Source organism: Tenebrionibacter intestinalis, assembly GCF_016632365.1.
GTDB classification, from domain to species: Bacteria; Pseudomonadota; Gammaproteobacteria; order Enterobacterales; family Enterobacteriaceae; genus Tenebrionibacter; species Tenebrionibacter intestinalis.
The window spans coordinates 1-4,542 of the sequence record NZ_JAEPBH010000081.1; the positions used below are offsets into that span (position 1 = coordinate 1).

3 protein-coding genes are annotated in these 4,542 nt (G+C 37.7%); 2 read left to right on the top strand and 1 reads right to left on the bottom strand.

Annotation, left to right across the window (positions count from 1 at the left end):
• Positions 1-272: 272 nt before the first annotated feature.
• Positions 273-566 carry a type II toxin-antitoxin system TacA family antitoxin gene (locus JJB97_RS17380; protein ID WP_238715341.1) on the top strand — a complete coding sequence of 98 codons (294 nt, stop codon included), beginning with the start codon at positions 273-275 and terminating at the stop codon, positions 564-566.
• Positions 563-1,051 carry a GNAT family N-acetyltransferase gene (locus tag JJB97_RS17385; RefSeq protein ID WP_238715342.1) on the top strand — a complete coding sequence of 163 codons (489 nt, stop codon included), beginning with the start codon at positions 563-565 and terminating at the stop codon, positions 1,049-1,051. The genes JJB97_RS17380 and JJB97_RS17385 overlap by 4 nt, the downstream gene beginning before the upstream one ends.
• A 79-nt stretch (positions 1,052-1,130) precedes the next feature.
• Here JJB97_RS17385 and JJB97_RS17390 read toward each other — a convergent pair.
• Positions 1,131-4,542, bottom strand: a 3,412-nt coding sequence (locus JJB97_RS17390) for a hypothetical protein (RefSeq protein ID WP_238715343.1), incomplete at its 5' end; no start/stop codon positions are given.

A 4,542-nucleotide genomic window follows, 5' to 3' on the forward strand; every position in this document is an offset into this window, starting at 1 on the left:
ACGGACGTCACAGGAAGTGTTATTGGTGCCCGGACCCGGGAACATTCAATTACTTACCAATTTGATTTACATAATAAATTCTTTTGCTATCTCCCGTCAAGACCCAGAGGTTGACCCTCATTTCTACTTTTAAATCAGAAACGTAGATTAACATAAGTAGAAAGTCTCTCGGTTCGATACTTCGGTTCGATTCCTTCTGAATTTATCGTAATGACATCTGCGTTACGCTTGTTGTATACTTAATATCCACAGAAACACAGGAGGACAACACCATGCCAGCCGCAAACAGTATGGCGATGAAACGCGAAACCCTGAACCTACGCATCAAGCCCGCCGAGCGCGATCTTATCGATCGGGCTGCAAAAGCCAGAGGGAAAAACCGCACTGACTTTGTGCTGGAGGCCGCCCGCGTCGCCGCAGAAGAGGCGTTGATCGAGCAACGCATCATTATGGCCGATCCAGAGGCTTATCAGGCATTTCTGACCCGTCTGGATCAGACTCCCACGCCAAACGATGCGTTGCGTAAAACCATGCAGACCCCCGCGCCGTGGGAACAGGAAAAATGATTTCCGCCCCAGAACCACTACATGCCGGGCATATTCTTACCCCGTTCTGCTGCGGCGTGGAGTCGATGGATAACTGGCTGAAACAGCGGGCAATGAAAAATCAGGTCACTGGCGCATCTCGCACCTTTGTGTGTTGTGGCAGTGATTCTAATGTGTTGGCGTATTACTCGCTGGCGTCCAGCGCGGTAACAACAAACACCGCCCCCGGTCGCTTTCGTCGCAATATGCCCGATCCTATCCCCGTTGTGGTGCTGGGCCGTCTGGCGGTGGATCGGTCGCTACATGGGCAGGGCGTAGGTCGGGCGCTGGTGAGGGATGCCGGGCTGCAGGTGATTCAGGTGGCGGAAACTATCGGTATTCGTGGGATGTTAGTCCATGCCCTGTCGGATGAAGCGCGGGAGTTTTACCTGCGGGTGGGGTTTGAGCCGTCGCCGATGGATCCTATGACATTGATGGTGACGTTGGGGGATTTGGTTCATGCCTGATTGGTATTTTGGGTTGGAGAGAAAATATTAAGGTGGTTATTTTTAAACCACCTTAATATCATAGCGCTTGGTTCATATATTATAAATTTTCTTTTAACCAGGCTTCTAACGCATCTACTTGTACAAAATTAATATTAGTTTCATATGGCGGATATCTTAACCACCAATAAATTTGTCTACTAATATATAAATGAATGAATTTAACTTCATGATTATCTGCTGGCTCATTCCAGTTTAGTAGAGTACGAATATCATTATAATTTTCTGCTAGAAAATTAATCCTTTTTTCTATTTTTCCAATCTGTCCCCTTTTATCACCTCTACCAAATATTTTCTCTCGTAATCGACGCATATCCTTAATACAATAGTAGGGCTGATTATACTTACACTCTATATTTAACCAGGTATTGCTATCAGGAAAATGGGCTAAGGTATCAAAATCACCTACATCTGGAAATTTTTTCTTTGGAAAGCGTTTCTTAAAGTCGAGACCAAGTTCAATTTGGGTTGCGAACCTTTTTACAATATCAAAAGTGGTTATTTCTAATTGCTTTTCAATACTCTCTTTTATTTTACCAACTTCATGTGAAATGTGACTCCATTCAAACTCGGCAGGAAGATATCCATTCGCAATATGGGCACCCCATATTGTGCCTGCCCGATATGCTGCCGCAGCGCCCCAGATTATATTATTATTACTAGTTTCTATCAGTGGACGAATATTATATCTATGTTCTCGTTTATTGTGATCGGATATAGGCACATCAAAACATTCAGAATAAGTACCCAGTAATTTTCTTATCTTATTAGGATCAAGAATAAGAAAATCTATTATTTTCTCTACTTCCTCATTAACCAAGTTAGTATTGCTGTTAAGCAGTATGTTTACCATATCAGTCTTTGTCGTCTGATATGAAACATTTAATTCAATTTGGTTAAATCGTGCCCATTGAAACAGAATAGAGAAAACAGCAAGTAAACTAGAGTATTTGAAGCCTAGATCTTGTTGAAATGCACGATCAAGATCATCTAATTTTTCATTTATAATATCAGACTCTACAGAATCAGTGTCGTTTAAATTATAACCTAACTTATAGCCTGCTTGTTCTTCACTAAACTTATCTTCTTTAATCTCACGATCTTCGGAAAAAAATACTTGTGGGATGTAAAAATTATCTATATTCAAACCACCTACATCAATATCGTTATGCAGGATGTCACTTGCATTATAAAGTACGATTAACCAATCAATATCAGCAAGTAATTGCAAAATATCATCGGTAGTCGGTATGGTCTCACTTTTTGAGTTAAGACTTAAAGTGCACTCAAGCAAATATCTATAATTTGCTGACATTCGGTTGAACTCAGTGCTTTGTTTCGCTAATTTTTCTGTTCTATTATAATTAACCTCATGTTGAAGGCTTAACATAATATTTTTCTTTTTTCTATGATCTTCGGCTACATAAGCATCATAGTTTTCAATTACAAATTGTAGCAAGTGCTCCCTGTTTATCGAGCGTATTGTTGTGTGAATTTTTTCTCTGAAAAAATCGGCCAAAGGGTTAATAATATCTTTGGCTTTTTGTAACTCATAATTTCCTTCCTGAACACCAGAGTCTTTAATGAAATTAGCCAATGTTTTTCTGGCTAGTTTAAAATGTTTGGCTTCAGGAATGTTTGGTTTTATTTCTAAAGTATCAAAAGTGCGCTCTTCCTTGGATATTGCCATCCTTGCGGGTCTGTTCCCTGTGTTGATTAACTTTTGCCTACTTTCCTCGGAGAACCCGATATGAAGTATTTTGGAGAGCGATTGTAAGAATGCAATGCAAACATCAGCCTGGAAACTGGCATTTTGAGGTCTGTTAAGACGATATTGCATTAGTGGCAAATTAATGCAAATCTTTATATTTGCGGAATAATTATCTTTGTTAATTAACGATACCTGAGTAAACAACTCAGGAGCAAAATTTTCTGTAATGTCAGAATTACTATCGACAAGATATTTTTTGTCAATAGTGCAGTGTACGGTAATTCTGTTTATACCTTGGAAAGATGTACTCTCTAAAATATCTTTTCGTTGCGATAATGCATCACAAGCACTTTCTAAAAATAATGTCAGAAGTTGACCGTTGAGGGGATCTTCATTAAGTAGGGACTTGCAATCCGCACAAAAATGAATTGTGCAATTATTTATCGTTGTGGACCAAGAGACATAGAAATGACTTTTCGATATTAACGAAATATTTCCTTGGTAACTATTACTGATGTTCCATTTTACATTGACATCAGGAAAATTCGAGGGAGCCTGTGACCAGTATTTTCCCAGTTCTTCATATCTCCAATTAGAACCCCAGTGAGGGTCAAGATTAATCATATTAAAATTAATGGCACCATCTTCTAATACAGAATGAGTTCCTTTAAATGATGCAAATTTATCTATTATGGAAATAAAGGACGGATTTATTTTTGACTTGTTCTTATCTAAATATGAAAAAAATAATGATAATTCATTTAGATTCTCTATTGAGTCAAACAATGCAATGAACTCTGTCAGAAAGAAGATGTGATGACTATATTTTAGTTGTGGTGGCTCAAAAAAATGCATGGCAGTAGTAAGATTAGAATATATGAAAATAAATTCAATATCATCAATTGATAGCTGTTTCCCCGAGCGATTTCGAATGCCTAATAGTTGTGGTGATGAAATCGGTGATAAAGCCCATTCACCTTGATTAAAAAGTTCGAAAACATCTTCTTCTATCTTTTTTAGCTTGTTTATTGAATTAGTATCAAAAGATACAAATAAATAAAATTTATCATTTCTCTCTAGTATTCCAGAGAATTTATAAGGAAGGACTTTTTTTTGTTTAAGAAGTAAGAATGGTTCCTCAATAATGTTTTCAAAACGCTGAGATATGAAATTTGAAATAGCATCTGAACAATCGATATCCCTTTTTTTGGAAGCATAGTGCTCAATAATTACATTTGCCATATTCCTGAATGACAATGGATAAACACGATCACCAATGTTGATACCAATAGCAGGGAGTGCTACGCCCTCCATTATTATATTTGATAATTCAGCGGTAGAGTTAATGCTTCTAAATTCCCCTGGTTTTTTAATAAATATTTTTTCCGTCTGACTACTTATTTTCTCAAACACATGACAGGCATCCGTTAAAGCCTGATGGCAACCTTTCCAAAATGTTTCTGGAGGGATTTCGACATGGCCGGGAGAGAACTCTTGTTCTGAGAGTGTATCAACCGGATTTAGGCTTGATAAAAACTGGTTCTGTAAAATAAGAACATTTTCCATTTGCTTAAGGATAATTGGATATTCTGCGTATCTGATTCCAAAATCTTGAATATAATCATATAAACGCTCGATGGAGCTACCATAAAAAATCTTATAAATATTATCTCTCCATGGTATTTTTATTTGTCCCCAGTCTGAGACTGTAATTAAAATTGTGTAATTGCCTGTTTTTGAT